At 31.0% G+C, this 25835-nt stretch carries 19 protein-coding genes, 1 rRNA gene and 2 other annotated features; all 20 genes read right to left on the minus strand.

Annotation, left to right across the window (positions count from 1 at the left end; genetic code table 11):
* A partial coding sequence (locus ACI48P_RS21295) for a GTP-binding protein (RefSeq protein ID WP_475219396.1) occupies positions 1-213 on the minus strand: 213 nt, incomplete at its 3' end.
* Between the two features lie 74 nt (positions 214-287).
* Positions 288-935 (minus strand): RNA polymerase sporulation sigma factor SigH, encoded by a 648-nt coding sequence (gene sigH, locus ACI48P_RS21300; RefSeq protein ID WP_475219397.1) that lies wholly within the window; start codon positions 933-935, stop codon positions 288-290.
* A gap of 62 nt (positions 936-997) precedes the next feature.
* Positions 998-1525, minus strand: a complete 528-nt coding sequence (locus ACI48P_RS21305) for an NYN domain-containing protein (RefSeq protein ID WP_475219399.1) — start codon at positions 1523-1525, stop codon at positions 998-1000.
* Between the two features lie 4 nt (positions 1526-1529).
* Entirely contained in the window at positions 1530-2264 is a 735-nt protein-coding gene (gene rlmB, locus ACI48P_RS21310; RefSeq protein ID WP_475219401.1) for a 23S rRNA (guanosine(2251)-2'-O)-methyltransferase RlmB, read from the minus strand.
* 12 nt (positions 2265-2276) lie between these two features.
* Positions 2277-3035, minus strand: coding sequence for an FAD-dependent thymidylate synthase (gene thyX / locus ACI48P_RS21315; RefSeq protein WP_475219428.1), 759 nt, complete (start codon positions 3033-3035; stop codon positions 2277-2279).
* A gap of 107 nt (positions 3036-3142) precedes the next feature.
* Positions 3143-3538 carry a Mini-ribonuclease 3 gene (locus ACI48P_RS21320; protein WP_475219403.1) on the minus strand — a complete coding sequence of 132 codons (396 nt, stop codon included), beginning with the start codon at positions 3536-3538 and terminating at the stop codon, positions 3143-3145.
* Between the two features lie 4 nt (positions 3539-3542).
* Complete coding sequence (gene cysS, locus ACI48P_RS21325; protein WP_475219405.1) at positions 3543-4940, minus strand: cysteine--tRNA ligase; 1398 nt, start codon at positions 4938-4940, stop codon at positions 3543-3545.
* A 138-nt stretch (positions 4941-5078) separates the two neighbouring features.
* Positions 5079-5225, minus strand: a complete 147-nt coding sequence (locus tag ACI48P_RS21330; protein WP_475219407.1) for a hypothetical protein — start codon at positions 5223-5225, stop codon at positions 5079-5081.
* A gap of 201 nt (positions 5226-5426) precedes the next feature.
* Positions 5427-6908 carry a glutamate--tRNA ligase gene (gene gltX, locus ACI48P_RS21335; protein ID WP_475219408.1) on the minus strand — a complete coding sequence of 494 codons (1482 nt, stop codon included), beginning with the start codon at positions 6906-6908 and terminating at the stop codon, positions 5427-5429.
* Between the two features lie 444 nt (positions 6909-7352).
* On the minus strand, positions 7353-8798 hold the full coding sequence (gene proS, locus ACI48P_RS21340) for a proline--tRNA ligase (RefSeq protein WP_475219410.1): 1446 nt from the start codon (positions 8796-8798) through the stop codon (positions 7353-7355).
* 121 nt (positions 8799-8919) lie between these two features.
* Positions 8920-9120 (minus strand) — a binding site (T-box leader).
* 4 nt (positions 9121-9124) lie between these two features.
* Positions 9125-10840: a proline--tRNA ligase gene (locus ACI48P_RS21345; protein ID WP_475219412.1), complete on the minus strand. Its 1716-nt coding sequence runs from the start codon at positions 10838-10840 to the stop codon at positions 9125-9127.
* Between the two features lie 84 nt (positions 10841-10924).
* Positions 10925-11130: a binding site (T-box leader), on the minus strand.
* A gap of 87 nt (positions 11131-11217) precedes the next feature.
* Positions 11218-11697 carry a 2-C-methyl-D-erythritol 2,4-cyclodiphosphate synthase gene (ispF, locus tag ACI48P_RS21350; protein ID WP_475219414.1) on the minus strand — a complete coding sequence of 160 codons (480 nt, stop codon included), beginning with the start codon at positions 11695-11697 and terminating at the stop codon, positions 11218-11220.
* An 11-nt stretch (positions 11698-11708) separates the two neighbouring features.
* Complete coding sequence (ispD, locus tag ACI48P_RS21355; protein ID WP_475219415.1) at positions 11709-12398, minus strand: 2-C-methyl-D-erythritol 4-phosphate cytidylyltransferase; 690 nt, start codon at positions 12396-12398, stop codon at positions 11709-11711.
* A 277-nt stretch (positions 12399-12675) separates the two neighbouring features.
* Positions 12676-13758: a PIN/TRAM domain-containing protein gene (locus tag ACI48P_RS21360; protein ID WP_475219417.1), complete on the minus strand. Its 1083-nt coding sequence runs from the start codon at positions 13756-13758 to the stop codon at positions 12676-12678.
* Between the two features lie 84 nt (positions 13759-13842).
* A complete protein-coding gene (disA, locus tag ACI48P_RS21365) occupies positions 13843-14913 on the minus strand; it encodes a DNA integrity scanning diadenylate cyclase DisA (protein ID WP_475219419.1) in 1071 nt (356 codons plus the stop codon).
* A gap of 2 nt (positions 14914-14915) precedes the next feature.
* Positions 14916-16289 (minus strand): DNA repair protein RadA, encoded by a 1374-nt coding sequence (gene radA, locus ACI48P_RS21370; RefSeq protein ID WP_475219421.1) that lies wholly within the window; start codon positions 16287-16289, stop codon positions 14916-14918.
* 190 nt (positions 16290-16479) lie between these two features.
* Positions 16480-18927, minus strand: a complete 2448-nt coding sequence (locus tag ACI48P_RS21375) for an ATP-dependent Clp protease ATP-binding subunit (RefSeq protein WP_475219423.1) — start codon at positions 18925-18927, stop codon at positions 16480-16482.
* 401 nt (positions 18928-19328) lie between these two features.
* On the minus strand, positions 19329-21260 hold the full coding sequence (locus ACI48P_RS21380) for an elongation factor G (RefSeq protein ID WP_475219425.1): 1932 nt from the start codon (positions 21258-21260) through the stop codon (positions 19329-19331).
* 643 nt (positions 21261-21903) lie between these two features.
* On the minus strand, positions 21904-25338 hold the full coding sequence (locus tag ACI48P_RS21385) for a pyruvate carboxylase (RefSeq protein WP_475219427.1): 3435 nt from the start codon (positions 25336-25338) through the stop codon (positions 21904-21906).
* 322 nt (positions 25339-25660) lie between these two features.
* Positions 25661-25777 (minus strand): 5S ribosomal RNA (gene rrf, locus ACI48P_RS21390).
* Positions 25778-25835 lie beyond the last annotated feature (58 nt).

Genomic DNA, 25835 nt, shown 5'->3' on the forward strand with positions numbered 1-25835 from the left:
ATACTCAACGTGAGCAGTAGAGATTGTGATCCCTCTTTCTCTTTCTTCTGGAGCCTTATCTATGTTAGCGAAATCTACTGCTTCTCCTAATTGATATCTGTCGAATAACGTCTTAGTTATAGCAGCTGTTAATGTAGTTTTACCGTGGTCAACGTGTCCTATAGTTCCTATATTAACGTGCGGTTTATTTCTTTCAAATTTAGCTTTAGCCATTTTGAAATACCTCCTCTTAAGTTATGTTAATAATTTAATATGCTTACAATAAGCTTATGGTAAGTATTTTACTATTAATCATGCCTGTTTTCAAGATGTTTTTCTAATTTTCTCTTAACCCTTTGAAGGGCGTTATCTATTGATTTGACATCTCTTTTTAGCCTGTCTGCTATGTATTGATAGGACTTACCATTTAAGTACAACTCTAGCACCTCTAATTCTAAGTCACTTAATAGTTCATTCATCTTAGATTCTATGTTTTTTAGTTCTTCTTTGCTAATTATAAGCTCTTCTGGATCTGTCACTATACTAGTAGCAATAATATCTAGAAGTGTTCTATCTGATTCTTCGTCATATATTGGCTTATTTAAAGACACATATGAATTAAGTGGTATATGTTTTTGTCTAGTTGCAGTTTTTATTGCTGTGATTATCTGTCTCGTTATACAGATTTCTGCAAAGCATTTAAATGAATTTGTTTTACTTCCGTCAAAATCTCTAACTGCTTTATAAAGCCCTATCATACCCTCTTGAATTATATCTTCCTTATCAGCACCAATTAAAAAATATGACTTTGCCTTTGCTTTTACAAAATTCTTGTATTTTGTAATAATGTATTCTAATGCTATTTTATCCCCATTGCTAGCTTTTAATACAATATCATACTCATCTTGTTGCGAGTTATCTACAAACCCGTATTCCTCTTCTTTAGCTATTAACATGTATATCCCCCTATAAAGAAACATTTTCATAGCTATATTATAATTTAACAAAGCAAGTAATTTCAACGTTTTCTACGAATGTTCTCAAGTTTCGACAATGTTTCTTCATCTAAGCGCTCTTCCAACCAATTTCGCTGAATTTTTTTCACATGACTACTATTCTTTTCTTTTATCCTAATTTTAGTGCTATCTAGGTCTAATTTTAGCTCTCTAGCAGATATTCTTGATGCTCCTTTACCAAGAACAATCTGTTGTTCTGCATAGTCATTTGTAGCAACTTTAACATCGTCATATTTAGATAGAGAAGTAATGAACTTCTCTATATAACTATCTGCAGTCTGGTGTTCTTTTGTATAAACTACTGTTATGTATTTTCTCTCCTCTACCTTTTCCATAGAGTTTTTTACATTGTATGCATCAAAAACTACTATTGCTTTTCTCCCTGTAAACTCAGAGTATTCTATAATATCGCTAATTAATTTTTCTCTAGCATTTTCTAAATCATCTTTAGCTGTATCCCTTAATTCATCCCAAGCGTTTATAATATTGTAACCATCTACTACTAAATAACGATTAATATTTCTTCTCATTATTTTATTTGTTACCTGTTCTTTGTCTAAATATTTCGTATAAAAGAATACCACCTGCAACTGATGCATTTAATGACGTTACATTTCCTACCATAGGCATCTTAACAGTAAAATCACAATTTTGTTTTACTAATCTAGATATTCCAAAACCTTCACTACCGATTACTAAGCCTAAAGCTCCTGTAAGATTTTGTTTGTAGAAATCTTCTCCATCCATGTCTGCAGCTGCAATCCATAGTCCTTCTTCTTTTAATCTCTTTATTGTGTTTACTATATTGGTTACTTTACAAACTGGTACATACTCTACTGCACCAGCAGATGCTTTAACTACTACAGGAGTAATATTTACAGATCTTCTCTTTGGTATTATTACACCATGAGCTCCTACTGCGTCTGCTGTTCTTATTATTGAGCCTAGGTTATGAGGGTCTGTTATTTCATCTAGTATTATAAAGAAAGGCTCTTCTCCTTTTCCTTTAACACTATCTATTAAGTCATCTAGCTCCCAGTATTTGTGCTCACTAACTTGAGCTATTACGCCTTGATGTGAATGACTTGTACTTATTTCATCTAACTTGTTCTTATCGACATACTGAACTATTATGTTTTTTTCCTTTGCCATTCCTATTATTTTCTTTATAGATCCTTCTTTAGCTGAATTAGCTATCATTAATTTATCTATTTCTCTATCATTTTTTATTGCTTCTATTACAGGATTTCTTCCTTCTATAATTGCCAAATCTTCCACCGCCTATAAGTTCTTAAATTTTTCTCTTACCTGAACAATATTTCCACATGCCATATTTCCTTCAGGACAAGGCCCTTTAACGCAGTTCGGACCACTTTTTTTGAATAATATTGGTGCAACTTTTTTCACTTCTATAAGCATCTGAGTTGCTAATTCTCTTATTTCCCATTGTGCTCTTTCACAACATCTATGGTCAAAGAAATTATATAAACTTCTCGTATTCATAGTAAGTACCATCTTAGTTTCACAAGCATTAGGGAACACGTATCTAGCATCTTCTATTGCTTTCTTTTCCGCTTGTCTTTTTGCTTCTTTTTCATTTTTACCAGATTTTATTAAATTATTATAATGTTTATCAAATAATATATCCACTAATTTATCATATGATTCTTGGTCTTTTTCCATTGCATCTATAAAAACTTCTCTTGCCTCTTCTATTTCATTTATTTCCGGAGGAATAATGTACTCGAATTGGTCTAACTTAACGTATCTTTGACTTTGCTGAGAGAAGCTGGCTATACGATGTCTAACTATTTGGTGTGAACAGCTTCTTGAAATACCTTCAACTGCGAAAGTAAATGAAACATGCTCTAATGGCGACTCATGTCCTATATCTATTAACATGTTTAAAAACCTCTCTACAGCTTCATCAGTAAGATTTTTTTCAATCCCTTCAACTCCAACTTGCGAGTAACATAACTTAGCTGCCATAGATATAACTTTTTCTGGTTCTGGCGTATAAGATAATAATTTTACTTTTATCATTTGATAACCTCCTAATTTAATTTTTATACATTCTATTATACATTAGTTAAGACTAATATTGTATTAAAAAAGTATTGCCTAAACTAGACAATACTTTTTAGTTTCTACATATGCTTTTCGATTATTTTAATACCTTTATCTACAATGTATTGAAGTCTTTCATTTTCATTGTTTAAGTATAAGTATCCAATTAAAGCTTCGAACCCTGTAGCATGTTTGTAATCTATTATGTCAGCATTTTTAGGTGAGGTATGAGATTTTTGATTTCTACCTCTTTTGTATATTCTATGCTCATCTTCAGTTAACTCTTCTTCTATTTCATGTATTACTGTTGCTTGTGCTTTTGCATTTGCATACTTTATAGCTGACTTATGAAGATCATTAACTTTTTTGTTGATGTTTTGCTTTATTAAGTACTCCCTTATACATGATTCATATACGGTATCACCTAAGTAAGCTAAAACTAAAGGAGACATAGTTATTAATTCTGTTCTGTCCATTATATTATATCCTTTTCCACTTAACACCTTGTCTTGTGTCTTCTAATACAATTCCCATATCTAATAATTGTTGTCTTATTGAATCTGCTAATGCAAAATCTTTATTTTTCTTAGCATCTGTTCTTTGTTGTATTAGGTTTTCTATTTCTTCATCAAGCATATCATCTTGCTTTTTATTAACTATATTTAATACTTGAGTTAATTCATTGAATTCTGCTAAACACTTATTAGCAAATTCTTTCGATGATGATTCATCTACATTTGAGTTTATAAATTTAGCTAACTCAAATACTACACTTATTGCATCAGCAGTATTTATATCATCTTCCATAGCATCTATAAACTTTTGTCTGTATGCATCAAGTTCTTTTGCTAATATAGTTTCTTCTTCACTCATAACTTCTTCACTTAAGTTACTTAAAGTGAATTCTAATTTTTCCTTAGTATTATAAAGTCTTTCAAGTCCAGCTTTAGCTTGGTTTAACATTTCATCACTAAAGTTAACTGGATTTCTGTAATGAGCTGATAACATGAAGAATCTTACTATTTCTAAATCATATAACTTAGATATATCTCTTACTGTAAAGAAGTTCCCTTTAGATTTACTCATTTTCTCATTGTTTATGTTTATATATCCATTGTGTATCCAGTAGTTTGAGAATATCTTTCCACTTCTAGCTTCACTTTGAGCTATTTCATTTTCATGATGTGGGAAAGTTAAATCTTGACCACCAGCATGTATATCTATAGTTTCTCCTAAGTATCTGTTAGACATAACAGAACACTCTATATGCCATCCTGGTCTTCCTTCACCCCATGGACTAGTCCACCCTGGTTCTCCTTCTTTCTTAGCTTTCCAAAGAACAAAGTCCATTGGATGTCTTTTTTGATCATTTACCTCTATTCTTGCTCCTGCTTCTAGCTCATCTTGCTTTTGTCTAGAAAGCTTTCCGTATCCTTCAAATTTCTTAGTATCAAAGTATACGTCCCCATTTACTTCATAAGCATATCCTTTTTCTTCTAAATCTTTTACAAACTTTATTATTTGCTCAATGTTGTCAGTAACTCTTGGATGAACACTAGCTCTCTTTATTCCTAACCCATCTGCATCTACAAAGTATTCATCTATGTATTTCTTTGCTACTTCTTCTGGTGCTATACCTTCTTCATGACCTCTTTTGATTATCTTATCATCAACGTCTGTAAAGTTTTGAACAAACGTTACATCATATCCTCTATACTCTAAGTATCTTCTTAAAGCATCAAATATGATAAACGGTCTTGCATTCCCTATATGAATGTAGTTGTACACAGTAGGTCCACATACATACATCTTTACTTTTCCTTCTTCTATTGGAACAAACTCTTCTTTCGTTCTAGTTAATGTATTATATAATTTCATACTCATCACCTCACTGTATTGTTATTACTTTCCATAAACATTATACAATATATTATAATTTAAAATTTACACAATTAATAGTATTACTATTATATCCTTACTTGAGCAAAAAAATCTACTAATCAAGATAATATTGGATTATTCTTCTATGAATAGAATTTTATTATTTGCACATTTTTCAAATTCATCATCTGTAATTATATCGTTGTTCTTTAAATTTTCTAATATTGATACATATTCTATACAAAGATCCTTTAACTCTTTTTTTACATCTTCTATTTTCATACTTACCCCCCTATAAATAAAAACAAACGCTTATAATCTATCTCCTTGTATCATTTTATGCTTTATTATAATTAATTCATTTTTTATTGCTTTTTATATATTAACTTTATTAACATAAATTCCTTCGATTTTGAGGGTAAATCTTTTCATCAAATATTTACATAAAAAAAAGCCCGCCTTATAAATAGCGGACTTTTTTAACTATAAAAGATTATTTTTTACATAAGATATTCTATTTAAACAATTTTCTTTTCCTAAAACCTCCATAGTTTTTGGAAGATCTGGTCCATGCATTTGTCCTGTTAATACTATTCTTGATCCCATGAATAAGTTTTTACCTTTTATTCCATGCTCTTTTTGTATTTCTTTGAACATTGCTTTTACGAAAGCTTCATCAACAACTTCTGCATTTTCCATTTTAGATTGTAATGCATCTATTAATGTTGGCATATGTTCTAAGTTTAAGAACTCTCTACATTCTTCCGTTTCTAACTCAACAGTTTCACCGAAGAATATATTAGCATGCTCAGTTATCTCTTTTACATATTGTAATTTTTCTTTAAGTACAGAAACCATACCTTTTAAGAAGTCATACTTAGTAGTAGCTTCTTCTTCACTTACAAATCCAGCTTCCACTAAGAATGGTATAGCTAAATCTGTTAAGTAAGCATCATCTGCATCTTTTATATAATGTTGGTTAACCCAGTTTAATTTTTCTGTGTCGAATACCCCACCACTCTTAGAAACTCTCTCTACAGAGAATGCATTTTCTAATTCTTCCATAGTGAATAATTCTTGGTTATCTTCAGGAGACCATCCAACTAATGCAACATAGTTGATTAATCCTTCTGGTAAATATCCTTTTTTCTTAAAGTCTTCAACTGCAACATCACCATGTCTCTTACTTAACTTTTTCTTTTCTTTGTTAAGTATGTTTGGTAAGTGTACAAATGTTGGAGCTTTCCATCCAAATGCTTCATATAAGTAAACATGCTTTGGAGTTGAAGATACCCACTCTTCTCCTCTTATAACATGAGTTATTTTCATTAAATGGTCATCAACTACAACAGCAAAATGGTAAGTTGGGAACCCATCAGTCTTTATTAATACTTGATCATCTAAATCGTTAGTATTGAATTCAGTTTCTCCTCTAACTAAGTCAGTGAACTTTATAACATGATTTTCTGGTAATCTTAATCTTATAACATAAGGTTCACCAGCAGCTATTTTAGCTTCTACCTCTTCCTTAGTAAGGTCTCTACAGTGACCATCGTATCTTGGAGTTTCTCCAGCTTCTTTTTGCTTTTCTCTAACGTCGTCTAATCTTTCCTTAGTACAGAAGCAATAATAAGCTTGTCCATTGTCTAATAATTGCTTTATATATTCTTTGTATATATCTAATCTTTCTGATTGTATGTATGGTCCATATTCACCCTTTTGAGTTATATTTCCATTCTCATCTAATACAACACCTTCGCTGTGGTTAACACCACCCCATGCCATACCTGTTAGCATGTTTTCTATAGCACCTTCTACTAATCTTGTTTGGTCTGTATCTTCTACTCTTAATATGTACTCTCCACCCATTTTCTTTGCGAATAAGTAGTTGTATAAAGCTGTTCTTAAACTACCTATGTGAACAAATCCAGTTGGACTTGGAGCAAATCTTACTCTTACGCTCATATAAATTACCTCCTAGTTATTTTTACTCAATATATTTATAATATTAAAATACTACATTACTTGGCAAGCTAATTTTTAACTCTGTGGAAAACTTCTATGATTTTTCTCAAAAAATATCCACATATCCCTAGTTATTAACAGTATTTATGTTAATTACTTTTCTATTATATATTTATATCCCCAGTATCAATATTTATACTTTTCCACAAAAATAGGGTTCATAAATCATATTTTTAACTCTTTAATTTCTAATCTCTTTTTACTTCTCTCCTCTATAATTTGTTGCAAACAAAAAATTTTGATTTAAATTTAGCGTAGGGGCGAATATATAAGTTTACATGTCATTTGCAGGCACGTTCTTAGCCTGCATGACAGATAACTTATATATTCACCCCGGAGCGCCAATCCAAATCAAAATTTTCTAATCTTGCAAAAAGCTATATATTAATATGCTTTAGCGATGTATACCATCTGTTTAGCTTCTTTTCCACAGCATAAGCACTTATTACCTAAATTTTCTTGTTCAAAAGGAATACATCTTATTGTTGCCCCTGTTTCTTCCTTAATTTTAGCTTCGCACTCAGCATCTCCACACCACATAGTCTTAACAAATCCAGGTGTTTCAGTTATAACCTTTTTAAACTCATCCATATTATCCACTTGATAAGTATGTTCTTCTCTATGTTCTCTTGCTTTTTCTAACATAGTATCATGAATATTATCTAATAAATCTACTATGCTATCTTCTATATTATCTAAAGATACAGCATTTTTCTCTAATAAATCTCTTCTAAATACCATAGCTTGATTGTTTTCTATATCTTTTGGACCTATTTCTATTCTTACAGGAACACCCTTCATTTCCCACTCATTAAGCTTCCAACCTGTAGAGTAGTTATCTCTATCATCTACCTCAACTCTTATACCTTTAGCTTTTAGTGATGCAAATAATTCATCAACCTTTTCCATTACATTACCCTTTTTAGCTGCAATCGGTATTATTACAACTTGAGTTGGAGCTACTCTTGGAGGAAGTATTAACCCTCTATTATCCCCATGAGTCATTATAATACCACCTATGAGTCTAGTTGATGCCCCCCATGATGTATGATAAGGATGTGCTAGCTTACTATTTCTATCTGCAAAAGTAATATCAAAAGCTTTTGTAAAGTGTTGACCTAAGAAATGGCTAGTTCCAGATTGTAAAGCCTTACCATCATGCATTAAAGCCTCTATAGTATAAGTTCTTTCTCCTCCAGCAAACTTTTCACTTTCACTTTTTTGCCCTGATATTACTGGCATAGCTAATAGTTCTTCACATAGTTGTATATATATTTTTAGCATTTGTATAGTTTCAGCTTGTGCTTCTTCTGCTGTTTCATGTAGAGTATGACCTTCTTGCCATAAAAACTCCGAAGTTCTTAAAAATGGTCTAGTAGATTTTTCCCATCTAACTACTGAACACCATTGGTTATAAAGATATGGAAGATCTCTATATGACTTTAACCACTTAGCATACATATTGCATATTATAGTTTCTGAAGTAGGTCTTACACAAAGTCTTTCTTCTAATTTCTTATTTCCACCATGTGTTACCCATGCAACTTCTGGTGCAAAACCTTCTACATGCTCTGCTTCTTTTGTTAATAAGCTTTCTGGTATTAACAATGGGAAGTAGCAGTTCTTATGACCTGTATCTTTAAATCTTTTATCAAGAAATTGTTGTATATTTTCCCATATTGCATATCCATAAGGTTTTACAACCATAAATCCTTTTACTGGTGCATAATCAACTAGATCAGTCTTTAATATTACATCTGTGTACCACTGTGGAAAATCCACTTCCATTGGTGTTATTTCCTCAACAAATTGCTTTTCATTCTTACTCATAGTTAATCCTCCTTATTTTAATTAAAATCATTCTCCAATTGCCCTTTTTCTCTATATATTTTATTTATATATGCTGATATTTTTTAAATTTTTATATCAAAAAAACCTCCATCTCTAAATATCTAGAGACGGAGGTTTTCCGCGGTACCACTCTAATTAGCCCTAAGGCTCACCTTAAAAGATATAACGCTCTTACCCGTAAAAACTAATAATAGTTTTTAAGCTAGAAGACTGGTTCAAAGACTTTAACTTAGAAACTCTCATCTACGTTTCCTCTCTGTGAAGTATCCATCTTTTACTATTTCTCCATAATTGCCTATTTTATATTATCCTAACTTTACGTTGCTTTTTACAAATTCAGCTTCTATTTTAGCTTTGATTTCATCTAATCTTATTAATTCTTTATCTGCTTCTTTTCTTAACTTGAATTCTACCTTACCTTCAGTAATATCTTTACCTACAGTAATTCTCATTGGTATACCTATTAATTCACTATCTTTGAATTTAACTCCAACTCTTTCATCTCTATCGTCTAGTAATACTTCTACACCCATAGATTTAAGCTCTCCGTATATCTTCTCAGCAGCTTCCATTTGTTCTTCTTTTTTAACGTTAACTGGTACAACTACTACATGGTATGGTGCAACTGATAAAGGCCATGCTATACCATTTTCATCATGATGTTGCTCTATTATAGCTGCAGCTGTTCTTTCTACACCTATTCCGTAACATCCCATTACCATTGGCTTAGACTTACCATCTTTATCTATGAAGTTACATCCCATAGTTTCTGAGTACTTAGTTCCTAGCTTGAATATATGACCAACTTCTACCCCTCTAGCTATTTCTAAAGAACCTCCACACTTAGTACACTTATCTCCTTCAGTAACATTTCTGAAGTCTCCAACTACTCCATCAAAGTCTCTTCCAAAGTTTGCATTTTGTATATGGTAATCAGTTCTATTTCCACCTACACCTACGTTACTTTGTTCTGCTACTTCTCTATCTATTAATATATGATCTGCCTTTATTCCTATTGGTCCAGCAAATCCTACTTCTGCATTAGTTAATTCTCTTACAACTTCTTCTCTTGCAAGTTCGAATTCTATAGCTCCTCCTATTGCATTAGCAACTTTAGTTTCGTTAACTTCTCTATCTCCTCTTACTAAAACTACTACTGTCTTTCCATCTGCTTCGTATATTAAAGTCTTAGCGAACTTTTGTGCACTACATCCGAAGAACTCTTCTAATTCACCTATTGTGTGAACTCCTGGAGTATGAACTGGATTTAATTCTCTCATTTCTTCTTTTGGTAATGTAGTATCAACTGACTCAGCTTTTTCCATGTTAGCTGCATAGTCACATCCGCTACAGAATACTATTTCATCTTCTCCAACTTCTGATTTAACCATGAACTCTGCTGATACAGAACCACCTATAGCTCCTGAATCTGCTTGAACTGGGCTGTTGTCTAATTCACATCTTGCAAAAATGTTTGTATATGCTTCAAACATATCTTGGTATGACTTATCTAATCCTTCTTGATCTATATCGAAGCTGTAACCATCTTTCATTGTGAAAGTCTTAGTTCTCATAACCCCAAATCTAGGTCTTCTTTCATCTCTGTATTTTACTTGTATTTGATATAAGTTTAATGGAAGTTGCTTATATGAAGTAACTTCTTGTCTTATTATATCTGTGAATACTTCTTCGTGAGTTGGTCCAAGACAATAATCTCTTTCGTTTCTGTCTTTTAATCTGAACATTTCTGCTCCCATTACATCCCATCTACCAGACTCTTTCCAAAGTTCTGCTGGTATTATACCTGCACAAAGTATTTCTTGGCATCCTTTTGCTTCTAATTCTTCTCTTATTATTTGTTGTACTTTATTGAATACTCTAAGACCCATTGGTAATTGGTTATATACCCCTGAAGCCATTTTCTTTATCATACCTGCTCTAAGCATTAATTGATGGCTTGTTATTTCAGCATCTGCTGGTATTTCTCTTAATGTTGGCATAAACATTTTTGACATTCTCATAGCGTTTTTCTCCTATTCTCTTCTTTTGTTTTATATTTAAATTTATTATTAAACTAAAAAAACCTCTCGTCTCTATACATAATGTATAGAGACGAAAGGTTATACTTCCGCGGTACCACTCTAGTTAGCCATAAGGCTCTCTTTATGGGATATAACGGTCCCTACCGTAGAGACTTGTTACTGTCTCTAAGCTAGAAGATTGGTTCGAAGACTTCCTCCTGGAAACTCTCAGCAATGTTTCCTCTCTGTAAAGATTTCACCTTTTACTACTTCTTCATCATAGCCATTTTTTTCTTTTTTTAAGTATATGTATTTATTATTAAATAAGTTACTATTTTTTGAAAATTAACTTATTAATAATAATATAGCATTTAATATTAGTTGTCAACTTTAACTAATAAACATATGCTTTGAGCTGCTATACCTTCTTTTGCTCCTGTAAAGCCTAATCCTTCTTCTGTCGTAGCTTTTACATTTACATTATCTATATCCGTATCTAAAGCTCTCGCTATGTTACTTCTCATGTTTTCTATATGAGGAGCCATTTTAGGGCTTTGAGCTATGATGGTAGAATCTATATTATTCACCATATATCCCCTACTTCTTATTAGAGTATTTACATGTTCTAGTAATTTTATACTATCTGCTCCCTTATATTTTTCATCAGTATCAGGGAAATGTTTACCAATATCGCCTAAAGCTAATGCCCCTAACATAGAGTCCATAATAGCATGAACTAGCACATCTGCATCAGAATGTCCTAATAATCCTTTTTCATGTGGTATTTCTATCCCACCCATTATTAATTTTCTATTTTCAACTAATTTATGAACATCGTATCCACTACCTATTCTCATGTCTATTCTCCTTACTTTCTATTTTTTCTTATATTTAAAATATGCTCAGCATAATCTATATCCTCTGGCGTAGTTATCTTAATATTTTCATATGATCCCATAATCATAGTTACATTTTTACCTATATTCTCTACAAGCATAGAGTCATCTGTTCCATAATAATTTGACTTATAAGCTTCTTCATATGCTCTTATTATTAAATCATATTTAAATGTTTGAGGTGTTTGAGCTTGCCATAAAGTACTTCTTTCAGGTGTATTCTCTATAGTGTCATTGCTAACTACCTTTATTGTGTCTCTAACTGGTACACCTACCACTACTGCACCTTTTTCTTTAGCAGCTTCAATAGAGTCATTTATTACACTATTATCTATAAAAGGTCTTGCTCCGTCATGTATAAGTACCACACTACAGTCCTCAGCAACTTGTTTTAGTCCATTGTTTATTGAGTCTTGTCTCTCTGCCCCACCGTAAGCTATCTTTATATTTTTATATTGGTATTTATCAATAATATTCTCTTTAAAAAACTCTTCTTCTTCTTTTTTTATACACACTATTATTTCATCAATATTAGGATTTTGGTAAAAAGCTTCTATGGTATGAGCAACTACTTCTTTCTCTTTTATTTTTATATATTGCTTATTTATATCTAATTTCATTCTTTTTCCGCTACCTGCTGCAACAATTATAACGCTGTTCATTTTATCACCCCTATATCTAAACTTACATTTGTCAATTTTTCTACTTGCTTAATTATATATTAATTATTTCCTTGCATAAATACCTTATAATAATTTATTTATAGCTAATTTACTATACCTACTCGTCATAGGATTTACTCATATTTATTTTTTATAACTCCAATATAACCTATATTTAAACTAAGACTATGAGCTATCATAGTTTCCCTATATGTAAAAAAAGAATGCAACTAGGTGATAAATATCATCTTTTTGCATTCCCTATTATTATCTCTATCTAATTTTTTGGTTTCCCAAATATCATTCTTCCTGCTGGAGTTTGTAAAACAGATGTAACTAATACACGTATAGTTTCACCCATATGTTTTCTTCCTCCGTCTACAACTATCATTGTACCATCATCTAAATAAGCTATACCCTGGCTAGCTTCTTTACCTTCTTTAACCACTTGAACTACCATTTCTTCTCCTGGTATAGCAACTGGCTTAATTGCATTTGCAAGTTCATTAATATTTAAAACCTCAACACCTTGGAATTGAGCTACTTTATTTAAGTTATAGTCATTTGTAACAACTTTACCATTTAAAACTTGAGCAAGTTTTAGAAGCTTACTATCAACTTCTGCGATATCCGCAAAGTCTCTTTCACTTATCTCAACCTCAATATTTAATTCCTTTTGGATAATATTAAGTATATCAAGACCCCTTCTTCCTCTTACTCTCTTTAAATCGTCAGACGAATCAGCTATATGTCTTAACTCTTCTAATACAAATGACGGTATTATTAATTTACCTTCAATAAATCCTGTTTTACATATATCTGCTATTCTACCATCAATAATTACACTTGTGTCTAATACCTTTGGTGGAATACCCTTAACTTCCTTCTTATTTCCTTTTTCTTTGATTGATGTAGGAATTTTAGTTAACTTATTTAAATTAAATAAGTCATCTTTACTCTTTAAAGCTATTCTAATACCTAAGTATCCCATAAATACATATGTAAGTAACGATAATATTGGTCCCATTATAGGTATAGTGTTTATTAATCCGCTTATTAAATAAGCTATAACAAATCCAACAATTAATCCTATTGAGCCTAATAGTATATCAGTTTGAGGATATTTAGATATTTCTTTGTCCATTATTTTTGCTGCTTCTTTTATTTTATTTATAATCCAAGGCTCTACTGCATAGAATAGTAGACCTAAAATAATCCCTACTGCTCCAGATATTATGAAGCCATACATATCTGTTCCAAATTTTAGTTGTGGAAATTTATCCATCAGTGTTAAATAAGTAGTTGTTCCAAGTATAAGCCCTATTAGACCTATAACTACCCTAGTTACTTTCCTTATCAATGCTTCACCCCCTAGTTATTGTTTAATAATTAATTATTATAATCAACTTATCATCTATATTCAAGTTTAATGTTTGAAAATTCTTTATATATGTCTGTCTAATAATACCAATTGTTGCATTTTTATAAGTCCATTTTTTATATATGTTGCTCTTATTTCTCCTATTCCCTCAACATCATCTAAGTCCTCAATTGAAGCCTTTAATATTTCCTGGAAATTATCAAAATAATTTACTAAGTTCTCAATTATTGTAGTCGGTAACCTATGTATTTTGTTTAATATTCGGTATCCTCTTGTTCTTATAGGCATGTCCATATTTTCAGAGAATCCACTATAACCAAGTATTTTAGCTATGTTTATTAGATCTATTAAATCTTCAGATGATAAATCTTTTATCTTCTTCTTAAAGTCTTTTATATCTCCATCAGAGCTACTATAATCTTTAAAGATTAATTTTTGTTCTAACTTTGTAGTTCCCATTAGTTCTTCAAACTGCATACTAACTAATTGACCTTCTACACCTAATTCTATTACATATTTTTCAATTATGTTGGTAATTCGCATTACCATCTCCATCTTTTGAATTACTAACGCTACATCATAAATGGTTACTAAATCATTGAATTCTAAAGCATTTAGGTTTATTACCGCTTGATCTAAAACTGCTTTATATTTCTCTAACGTTTGAAGAGCCTGATTTGCTTTTGTAAATATCTTTGATATTTCTTCAACCACGTATTTTTGGTCTCCTATATAAACAGATATTACATTTCTTCTTTGTGAAATCGCAATAACAACGGCACCTGTTTGTATAGCCACTCTTTCTGCTGTTCTATGTCTTGTACCTGTTTCTGATGTAGGTATTGAATAGTCAGGTATTAATTGTGCATTTGCTGTAAGAATTCTTTTCGAATCTCCACTAAGAACAATAGCTCCATCCATCTTAGCTAATTCGTACAAATATGAAGGTGAATATTCTGCATTAATGTTAAAACCACCATCAACTACTTTCAGAGATTCTTCATTTGTTGCTATAACTATAAGTCCTCCAGTTTTAGCTTTTAATACATTTTCTAAGCCTTGTCTAAGTGGCGTTCCAGGAGATATCATTTTTAATGTCTGTAATAAGCTTTTATTATTTAGGAAATCCTCCATAATTACTTGTTACCCCCTAGTACTATATTTATTGCTTGTCTTACATTATCAACTGGCCAAATTTCTATTCCTTTTGTGTCCTTTACTACTTCATAGTTACTTCTTGGTATTACTATCTTTTTAAAGCCTAGCTTCTTACATTCAGCTATTCTTTTTTCAATAAAGCTTACAGCTCTAACTTCGCCTGTAAGTCCTACTTCTCCTGTAACTGCAATATGTTCATCTACATTCATATTTCTAAAGCTAGATGCTACTGCCATAATAATACCCAAATCTATTGAAGGTTCATTAATCTTTATTCCGCCTACTATATTTATATATACGTCTTGATTTTGAATCTGCATACCAACACGTTTTTCAAGTACCGCAAGAAGTAAAGATACCCTATTGTAATCTACTCCTGTTGCAGTTCTTTTTGGTATCCCAAAACTAGTTGGAGATACTAGTGCCTGCATTTCTAAAAGCATTGGTCTTGTTCCCTCTACTGTTGATATTATAACTGAACCAGCTACATCTTTTGGCTTCTCAGCTATTAATATTTTTGATGGATTATCTAGCTCTACTAAACCTAGGTCTCTCATTTCAAATACACCAAGTTCATTGGTAGAACCAAATCTATTCTTAACAGCTCTTACTAATCTATAAGTGTTGTATCTTTCTCCTTCAAAATATAGTACTGTATCAACCATATGCTCTAGTAACTTTGGCCCAGCTAAAGAACCCTCCTTAGTTACATGTCCAACAACGAAGGTTGATATACCCATTTTCTTAGAAATTTTCATAAATCGTGAAGTTCCTTCTTTGATTTGGCTAACACTACCTGGTGCTGATGATATTTCAGGACTGTAAACTGTCTGAATAGAATCTAAGATAATAAGTTCTGGACTTATATTTTCTAAGTGCGCTTCTATTAAGCTTAAGTTATTTTCTGCAAATATATATAAATTATCAGAATTGATTCCAAGTCTTTGTGCTCTCATTTTTATTTGAGATTCTGACTCTTCACCAGAGATATATAATACTCTTTTACCTGAATTAGCTACGTTACTTGATACTTGGATTAATAAAGTAGATTTTCCTATACCTGGGTCTCCACCTACAAGTACAAGAGATCCTTTTACTACTCCTCCACCTAGAACTCTATCTAATTCGTTTATACATGTAGAAAATCGTTCCTCTGTCTTAGTTTGTATAGAATTTATACTGACTGGTCTAGATGAAGATTTATCTATTACAAATACTTCTTTTTTTGATCCTTTTTCTTCTATCTCCTCAACAAATGTATTCCATTTTGTGCACTCAGGACATTTCCCAAGCCATTTTGATGTCTCATACCCACATTCTTGACATACATATTTAGTTTTTATCTTTGCCATTGTCTAAATCACCCTTAATTTCCTATTGTACTATTTAATTTTAACATATGTATGGAATAATATGTTATGTTTATATTTTTATTTTCATTTCACATATACTTCACATATATATGTTATATACCATTTACAATGCAATAATTACACAATATTAAATAAGAGGAGTGAATTGCTCCTCTTATTTAGATTATCACTATTGATTAATAAATACTATCTTATCATCTTCTACTATAGCCTTTACTTTATTATTTTTATGAATGTCACCTCTTAGTATAGCTTCAGATAATTCATCTTCAAGTTCTTTTTGAATAGCTCTCTTAAGTGGTCTTGCTCCATATTCTAAATCATAACCAGCTTCAGCAATTAACTTTACTGCCTCTTGACTTAATTCTAACTCAATTTCCATTTCCTTTAATCTTTCTACTACTTTTGAAACCATCAATATAACTATTTCATTTATGTGCTCTTCTGTCAGAGAATGGAAAACTATAATATCATCTATTCTATTTAAAAACTCCGGTCTAAATTTTAACTTTAGTTCTCCCATAATATTAGACTTCATCTTGTCATAATTACTTTTTACTACATCTTCTTTACTTGCACTAAATCCCATTACTTTCTGCTTACTGATTGTAGTTGCTCCTACATTTGAAGTCATTATTATAATACTATTCTTAAAGTCAATTGTTCTACCTTTAGAATCAGTCAATCTTCCATCATCAAGTATTTGTAATAATATGTTAAATACATCTGTATGAGCCTTTTCTATTTCATCAAATAATATTACAGAGTATGGATGTCTTCTAATCTTTTCTGTTAATTGCCCTCCCTCATCATGACCTATATATCCCGGAGGAGAACCAATTAGTTTTGATACAGAATGTTTTTCCATGTATTCAGACATATCCATTCTGATTATTTGATTTTCATCTCCAAATTGAACCTCTGCTAAAGCCTTAGATAATTCTGTTTTACCTACCCCTGTAGGACCTAAAAATAAGAAAGAACCAATAGGTCTATTTACATCTTTAAGTCCAGCTCTCGATCTTCTTATAGCTTTAGAGATAGCATTAACTGCTTCTTCCTGACCTATAACTCTCTTGTGAAGGATATCTTCTAGATTAAGTAACCTATCCGCTTCACCTTCTAATAATTTACTTACAGGTATACCAGTCCATAGTCCAACTACTTCTGCTATAGCTTCTGCATCTACTTTTCCTGAATATTTAGATGATTTTTTCCAATTATCTCTAACCTCATCTAATTGCTTTTTAAGATTTACTTGCTCATCTCTTATTAATGCTGCTTTTTCAAAATCTTGGCATACAATAGATTCTTCTTTATCTTTATTTATATTTTGAACTTGCTCCTCTAACTCTTTAACTTCTGTAGGAGGTGTATTTTCTTTTAATCTTACCTTAGATGCAGATTCATCTATTAAATCTATCGCCTTATCAGGTAAAAATCTGTCCGTAATATATCTCATAGATAAATCAACTGCTGCTCTTATTGCTTCATCTGTTATTTTAACCTTGTGATGAGCTTCATATTTATCTCTCAATCCTTCTAATATTTTAATAGCATCTTCCTTAGTAGGCTCATTAACTAATACAGGTTGGAATCTTCTTTCTAATGCTGCATCCTTTTCAACTCTTTTTCTGTACTCATCAATAGTTGTAGCCCCTATAATTTGTATTTCACCCTTTGCCAAACTTGGCTTTAATATATTAGATGCATCAATAGAGCCTTCACCTGTAGAGCCTGCACCAATAATTGTATGCATTTCATCTATAAATAATATTATATTTTCACATTTTATCACTTCTTCAACAACTTGCTTAATTCTTTCTTCAAATTCTCCCCTATACTTAGCCCCTGCAATTAAAGAACCCATATCTAAAGAGTATATGGTTTTATTTTTTAACATTTCTGGAACATCACCCATCGCTATATTTATTGCCAAGCCTTCAGCAATAGATGTTTTACCAACTCCTGGATCTCCAATTAATACTGGGTTATTTTTCGTTCTTCTGCTTAAAATTTGAATCAATCTTTGAATTTCCTTATCTCTTCCTATAACTGGATCTATTTTATTTTCCTCTGCATATTGAGTAAGATTTCTCCCATACTTATCTAAAAGCTTAGATGTGGTTTGCTTAGTGTTGCTCGTGTAACTACTTTCATTTTGAGTCTGTGATGTATATTCTTCTAAACCTATCATCTCAATAATATATTGAACAATGTCTCTTTCATCTATCCCTGCATTGTTTAATATCTTCATTGCTACACCTTCACCTTCTTGAACTATTGCAAGAAGTATATGCTCTGTCCCAATGTAATTAGTTTTTAGTTTATTTGCAAACATACCTGAAAGTTCTAGAATCTGTTTGCTTCTAGGGCTTAATGTTATATTCTCTGAGATTTCATCGCCCTTGCCTTCAATTTGTATTATTTTTTCTACTATATATTCTTCACTCAATCCTAGTTTAATTAGTACCTTTGCCGCCACACCTTCACACTCTCTAACTAAACCTAAAAGTATGTGCTCACTTCCCACAACTTTATGACCTAAACTTTTCGCAGAATCTAAAGATAAATCTATGGCTTTTTTGCCTCGTTGAGTAAATCTATTAAAGTACATAACATTCCTCCCATCTCTCTAAAGTACTTACTTTTTAGTCTATCTATATTACTGTCTGTATTTAAATTTAATTTATCAATCTTTAAATTTGTTTTAGTATAACTTGATTAAATTAATTACCCTTACTTTTATTTATATTATTAAGTTGAGATAATGTTAATTTATTTTATATACGTCAATTCCATCTTTTAATTGAGTTTATTAAAAACTATTAACTATTACATTTTTTACATAGTATGTAAATTTTCCTTTTTATTGCATATCCAAAATCAAAAAAATATTTTTTATTTTGAAATAATAAATGAATCTCATATTACTAAAAATGTAATACTTATATAAAAAATGTAAAAAAACTCCAAATATTTCATCTGGAGTTTAATTATGTTTTATTGTATTTATATCTATTGTCTATTAGCTTCTTCTATTATTTTTTGGGCAATAGTTTGAGGAACTTCATCATATCTTTCAACTTCCATTTCAAAGAATCCTCTTCCTTGTGTCATAGATCTTAAATCTATAGCATATTTAAATGTTTCCGCTTGAGGTGCCTGAGCATATATTATTTGTCTTCCTTTATCATCAGGCTCCATTCCAAGTATTCTACCTCTTCTCTTATTTATGTCTCCCATTACATCTCCCATATATTCTTCTGGAACTGTAATTGTAAGCTTCATTATTGGCTCTAACAGTACTGGTTGTGCTTGCTCCATACCTTTTTTAAATGCAATACTAGCTGCCATCTTAAATGCCATTTCTGAAGAGTCAACATCATGGTATGAACCATCATAAAGTGTCGCTCTAATATTTGTAACAGGGAATCCTGCCAATACGCCTTTTATCATGGAATCTTTAAGCCCTTTTTCTACTGCTGGTATATATTGCTTAGGAACAGATCCACCAAATATTTCTTCAGCAAACTCAAAGCCTCCTGATGTTCTCTCAAATTTTATTTTTACATCTCCGTATTGACCATGACCACCAGATTGTTTCTTATGCTTACCTTGAACATCAGCAAATCCTTTTATAGTTTCTCTATAAGCAACCTTTAAGTCATCTAATCCTATATCTACACCAAATTTATCTTTCATTTTATTTTTTACTATATTTATGTGTAACTCTCCCTGACCACCAATAAGAGCTTGCTTAGTCTCAGAGTTTCTATACCAATCAATAGTAGGGTCTTCTTCTACTATCTTACTTAATGCAGCACTTATCTTTTCTTCATCCCCTTTATTTTTAGGAACTACTGCATAATATATTTGAGGTTTAGGAAGCTTAATTTCATTTAGAACCTCGCTACCTTTATCTACTGAAACTGTATCTCCAGTTTGTAGTGAATTCATTTTTGTAACTACCACTATATCTCCACATTTAGCTCTTTCTACTTCTACTAATTCATTATTTACCATTGTATATAAATTAGGTATTCTATCTTTTTCTGATTTGTTTAGATTAAATATATCTGTATCTTTGCAAAGCTCTCCTTGTGTAACCTTTAGATATGACATCTTACCTATAAATGGGTCAACCATTGTTTTGAATACTAATCCTTTAAAGGATTTGTCTCCCTCTACATACTTTGGTTGCAAGTAGCTAGATATAGTATTAAGAATTTCCTTTGTTCCTATGTTATTTATAGTAGAGCCACAGATTACAGGGATTATATCTCCTCTTTGAACTCCAACTGTTATTCCTCTTTGTATTTCCTCAGTAGTTAATTCTTCACCACTAAAATATTTATCTAAAATCTCATCATCTGTCTCTGCAATAAGCTCCATTAGTGCCTCTTTTACAGTTGTAGCTTGATCTTTAAATTCATTATCTAAATCATCTATGTGTTCAAAAATATTATGTAATTTAACAAACTCTTTGTTTTTGTATATAGGAATTATCATCGGAACTACTTTATTTCCATATTTCTCTCTTAACATTTCTATTGCATCTTTATATCTTGCTTTTTCATTATCGATTTTATTGATAAACATTATCTTAGGTATGTTCTCTGTTAGTTCTAAAGACTTTTCTGTTCCAACTTGAATAGGTGTAGTGGCATCAATAACTATTATCGCTGCATCACTAGCACTAAGAGATGAAATAACGTCTCCACTGAAATCAAAATATCCAGGTGTATCAAGTAAATTATACTTGTAGTCGTTATATTCTACTGGCACTAATCCCATACTGTAAGTCATATTAACTTTATCTGTTATTCTTGGTACTTTGCCACTTTGATTTGAATTATAAGCTATAGCGTCAATTAGATTTGTTTTCCCACAACCACTGTGTCCTAAAACTGCTACGTTCCTTAACATTTGGCTATCATAAACCTTCATAAAAGCACCTACCTTTTTAAATTTATACAAATTTTAATTATTAGTTTGTAGTACATTTTACTAATTTAAGTAAACTAAGCTTTAACCTTGATAAAACTTAAAAACCACTTATCATTTGTATGTGCAGGTGGTGATAATATTATATTGTAATGGCATTCCCGCGATATGCTTCGTCTGTAGCTTTATAACTTTATCCTTATATATACAATATGTATTTCTTAATATTTATATACTTGTTATTTTACGTTCTTTTAACACATATTCTTAAGGATCTTTATTAAATATTATTTACTGTTGCCACATTTCTACTCTTACTTTTGTAAGTAATATAAAGCCTATCGTGAATGTTTGAAATGATTTAATTTCCCAGGAAATAAAGTACTGTAATAAGTTTATTTATAACTTTAATTATAAACTAGTATTTTATTTTCTTAATTTATCTATTTCTACATAGATATTACTTCTCCTTCATTATTATTCTAAAATTCTTATCCCAATTTCCCAAAGGAAAACTTTTATTTAAATATATTAGCATCTTTTTTCATGAGCATTTAAGTAAACCCTATAATTTCACTATTAGTTATAAAAGCTATAGATATATGAAATCAAATTCCAATATCTATAGCTTTTCTTTAACCTGTTATTATTTTTCCATTGTAATCAATAGTTGTTTATCTCCTACTAATTCATCTACTTTGACTTCTATAGATTTTATCTTACCATCTGTCTTTGAAACTATTATGGTTTCCATTTTCATTGCCTCAATTACTAAAAGAGGTTGATTAGCTTTAACATCTTGACCTTTTTCAGCTATTATCTTTATAACTTTACCAGGTATGCTAGCTCCTATTTGTAAAGGATCATTCATATCTGCTTTTAGTATATCTTTTATTTCTCCTGCAAAGTTTCTATCTTTTATTTCCACTTCTCTAATCATTCCATTTAACTCGAATACTATTGTTCTACATCCATTCTCCTTCGCTTCACCTACATCAACTAACTTAATAGTTAATACCTTACCTTCTTCTATTTCCACATCACATTCTTCACCTTTATTTAATCCATAGAAGTAAACATGACTTTCTAGTTTTGATATATCATTATATGCTTGTAGATGCTTTAGGTAATCTTCATATACCCTCGGGTATAGTGTATAGCTAAGGATATTTCTTATATTAGTATTCATGCTAAACTTATCATCTAAATAAGATTTTAGTTCATTAAAGTCTTCCTTAGGAATTAATAAACCTGGTCTAACATTTATTGCTTCTTCACCTTTTAATACAACTCTTTGTATATCTTCTGGTATTCCACCTTCTGGTTGACCAATCATACCTTTACAATAATCTACTACAGAGTCTGGGAATGATAACTTTTCCCCTTCTTTTACAATATTATCTTTGTTTAATTTATTTTTAGTCATGAAGATTGCTAAGTCACCAACAACTTTAGAAGATGGAGTAACCTTTATAATATCTCCTAATATATCATTTGCTTCTTTATAGTTTTCTTTGACTTTATCAAACTTATTTACTAATCCTAAACTATCAGCTTGAGGTTTTAGATTTGTATATTGTCCACCAGGTATCTCATATTTATAAATCTCAGCAGATGGGTTACATAAATCACTTTCAAACTTATTGTATACTTTTCTTAAATCTCTATAATAAGCACCTAACTCGTCATAACCATATAAATCAATATTTGTATCTCGTTCTGTATTCCTTAATGCTTCAACTATTGCGTTTATTGGTGGTTGGCTTGTAAGTCCTGCCATAGTTTCTAATGCACCATCTACTATATCTACTCCAGCTTGTGCTGCCATTAAGCAAGTAGCTACACCATTTCCACTTGTATCATGTGTGTGTAAATGTATTGGAGTACTTACATTTTGCTTTAATTCTTTTATTAGTGTATAAGCTGCATATGGCTTAAGAAGTCCTGCCATATCTTTTATACATATAATATCTGAACCTAAGCTCTCTAATTCTTTGGCCATTCTAATGTAGTATTCTAAATCATACTTAGTCTTTGATTTATCAAGTATATCACCTGTATAGCAAATACTTGCTTCTACTATTTTTCCTGTTCCTAGAGCTGTTTCTATTGATGGCTTCATATTTTCTATCCAGTTTAGCGAGTCAAAGATTCTAAATACATCTATACCTTGATTTGCAGACTCTTTTAAAAACGCCTCTATAACATTATCTGGATAGTTCTTATATCCTACTCCATTTGACGCTCTAAATAACATTTGGAACATAATGTCTGGAATAGCTTCTCTTAGTTTTTGAAGTCTAATCCATGGAGATTCTTTTAAAAATCTATACGCAACATCATAAGTAGCCCCTCCCCACATTTCTAAAGAGAATAAATCTTTCATGTAGTGTTGTGTAGGTTCTGCTACTTTTAATAAATCATATGTTCTAAGTCTTGTTGCTAACAATGATTGATGACCATCCCTCATAGTTGTATCTGTTAATAATAATTTATTTTCATTTTTTATTTGCTCAATATAATCTTTTTTACCTAATCTATTGAATAGTTCTCTGCTACCTTCAACCTTTATAATTTCTTTATCCATTTTGGGTGTATATAAATTATTAAAGCTTGGCTTCTCTTCACACTTATTTTCATTTACAACTACATTACCTATAAATTGAAGTAATTTTGTGCCTCTATCTTTACTTTCTCTAATTTCAAATAACTCAGGGTTACTATCTATAAACTTAGTACTGCAGTTTCCATCTTTAAATATAGGATTATTTAATACATTAACTAAAAATCCTATGTTAGTCTTTACTCCTCTTACTCTTATTTCCTTTATTGATCTTATCGTTTTATTTATTGCTCCAGTAAAAGTTCTATCCCAAGATATTGTTTTTACTAGTAAACTATCGTAGTATGGGCTAATATTTGCACCCGTAAATCCATTTCCACCATCAAGTCTTATACCACATCCAGAACCAGTTCTATATACTTGTATTTTACCCGTATCAGGCATGAATTTATTTTTAGGATCTTCAGTAGTTATTCTACATTGGATTGAATATCCTCTTACTTGTACATCCTCTTGAGATTTTATATTTATTGCCTCACCATCTAATCTATGACCTTGAGCGATTAGTATCTGACTTTGTACTATATCTATTCCTGTAATCATTTCTGTCACAGTATGCTCTACCTGAACTCTTGGGTTCATTTCTATGAAGTAATATTGACCATTCTCATCAACCAAGAATTCTAAAGTTCCTGCATTCACATAGTTTACATGCTTTGCGATTTTTATTGCATCACTACAGATAGCTTCTCTGATTTTATCATCTAATGAGAACGCTGGTGCATACTCTATTATCTTTTGATGTCTTCTTTGAACAGAGCAATCTCTTTCATATAAATGAACTATATTGCCGTGCTTATCTCCAAGTATTTGAACTTCTATATGTTTTGGATTTGATATATATTTTTCTATAAATATTATATCTTCCCCAAAAGCTTTCTTTGATTCACTACAAGCAGTTTCATATTCAATAGCTAAGTTTTCTTCATCATAGACTACTCTCATACCTCTACCGCCACCACCGTTAGATGCCTTTAGCATTATAGGATATCCTATATAATTAGCTACTTCTTTTGCTTCTTCTACACTTTTTATAGATTTTTCAACACCTGGTATAGTAGCAACATTAACCTCTTTTGCTATTTTTTTAGAATTTATCTTATCCCCCATCATGTTCATTACATCTGCTGAAGGACCAATAAATATAATTCCATTAGCCTCACATTTTTTTACAAACTCTGGATTTTCAGCTAAGAATCCATATCCAGGATGTATAGCATCTACATTTTTTTGTTTTGCTAGTTCAATTATGCCATCCATATCTAAGTATGCATCTATAGGTCCCTTATCTTCCCCTACTAAATAAGACTCATCTGATTTTGTTCTAAATAAACTATATTTATCCTCTTTACTATATATCCCTACACTTCTTATTCCTAACTCAGAACAAGCTCTAAATATTCTTATAGCAATTTCGCCTCTATTGGCAACTAAAATTTTGTTAATTTTTTTAAGCATATCTCCCCTTTAGTCCCCTTTCATTTATTAATATTAAAGATTATAGACTAATTAACTTTATTTTTGAAGACGTTTCTAGAAGTTCCTTAATTAATAAGATAACTTTAATAAACTAAATAACTTTTAGTTTATATACTTCCATTTTACCTAACTTAAATTAAGGGGTTTTTCTAGCAAAATTTTTCGTTAATTGTCTATTTTTATTTCTTTAACATTAGATATCACTAGCTATAATATGAAAAAAAGACTAGAAAGTAACACTTCCTAGTCTAATTATTAAAAGTAAAAATTAATTTTTAAATTACGTAACATAAAAAAGATTACGTGGCTACGTCCTACTCTCCCAGGAAGTTGCCCCCCAAGTACCATCGGCGCTAAAAAGCTTAACTTCTGTGTTCGGAATGGGAACAGGTGTATCCTCTTTGCTATAATAACCACATAATCTTTATGCTTAATATTTCTATTAAGTTGTAGAGTTAATACTCTAAAAACTGCAT

The sequence above is a fragment of the Romboutsia sp. LXY-2 genome (genome assembly GCF_056171995.1).